A 1,320-nucleotide genomic window follows, 5' to 3' on the forward strand; every position below is an offset into this window, starting at 1 on the left:
TCCACTCCGGACGGGCTGCGGTGATCACCTGCACCCGGGCATCCTGCCTGACCGTCCCTAACAGACAGACGCCAGGGTTACGAGACGTCCCTTAGCTCCGGGTGGCTAGCGTCGGCGGTCTCGGCCGCCGTTGCGCTCGCCGGCACTGCGATCGAGGACCGACACCCGGTCGGCGGCGGGCCGCTGTGCGGCCCACTCACCGTCGCCCGGGGCGGTCGGGAATGGTACGACCTTGCCCCCGGTCTCCGCGTTGCCGGCTGCCGCGAAGGCGTTCCAGGAGATGTCCACCAGCAGCTTCTTCACCTCGGCGTGCCGAATGGCGGCGTTGTGTTGCAACGCCATCCGGGCACCGAGCAGGACCGCGACCAGCGTGGTGGTGATGGTGCCGGTGGCGGCCAGCACCTGCAGACCGGTCGCGGCGTCGGTGCGGAGCACCAGGACCAGCAACCAGATCCAGAACGCGGCGGCGAACACGCCGGCCTTGACGACGAAGAAGAGGCTCACCGCACCGGGCTGGTACGGCTGGGGGCGGCTCGATTCGGCCATGGTGCTCCTCGGCGGTGGTCCGATCGGAGGCGGCAGGCGAAAGACGCCATGTCGGGACGGGCACCGAGCTTAAGGGAAGAACGACGATGATCGCTCTGTGCAATTTTCGTTCTGCACACACGCTTTCAAGAAAGTCTCGTCGACGGGACAGTTTGTGCGGTCAGTCAATTGTTTCCAACTCCAGGAGTACTACCCTCGGAAGTCGGATCGTCCCGGCGCTCCGGCAGGGGGGAAGACACACACGGATGGGATCAGCCGACGTATCACCGCAGATGGCCTTCGCCCGCTTCGTCCGGCGCGCCATCGATGACGCTCGCAACGAACGCGGCTGGACCGTGACTGATCTTGCCTCGCACACGGGCGTGGGTCGCTCCACCGTGTTCCGCTGGCTGGCCGGTGACTGGCAGGACTATCCCGAGTTGGCCAAGGTTCGCGGCTTCTGCGCCGCACTGGATCTGCCGGTCGCTGCCGCGTTCCGCGCGCTCGGGCTGCCCGACGCCGGCCCCGCGCCCCGCCGACGCCACGACGACGGCCTGGTCGAGGCCGACGTCCGGGCCATCCTGGACCGGCTGGCCGACCCGACGGTCCCCGCCGAGGAGAAGCACCACATCCGCGACCTGCTCCGCTACCTGGCCCGCCGCCCCATCCGCCGAGCCGGCTAACCCGCCCCACCCACCCCTGCCCCACCCCCTGCCGCGCGGTTGATCATGAAGTTATTGCCACGACACGCCGTGGCGAGAGGCAATAACTTCATGATCAACGCCGAGGCCGGGG

General features: G+C 68.5%; 2 protein-coding genes. One reads left to right on the forward strand and one right to left on the reverse strand.

Annotation, left to right across the window (positions count from 1 at the left end):
• Positions 1 to 105 precede the first annotated feature (105 nt).
• Positions 106 to 546 carry a hypothetical protein gene (locus tag ABZU52_RS21835; RefSeq protein ID WP_354972834.1) on the reverse strand — a complete coding sequence of 147 codons (441 nt, stop codon included), beginning with the start codon at positions 544 to 546 and terminating at the stop codon, positions 106 to 108.
• A 245-nt stretch (positions 547 to 791) separates the two neighbouring features.
• On the opposite strand from ABZU52_RS21835, the gene ABZU52_RS21840 reads away from it, so the two are divergent.
• Complete coding sequence (locus tag ABZU52_RS21840; protein WP_354972835.1) at positions 792 to 1,208, forward strand: helix-turn-helix domain-containing protein; 417 nt, start codon at positions 792 to 794, stop codon at positions 1,206 to 1,208.
• Positions 1,209 to 1,320: the final 112 nt, after the last annotated feature.

The organism is Micromonospora sp. NPDC005220, from assembly GCF_040607895.1.
In the GTDB taxonomy this organism is placed as follows: Bacteria; Actinomycetota; Actinomycetes; order Mycobacteriales; family Micromonosporaceae; genus Micromonospora.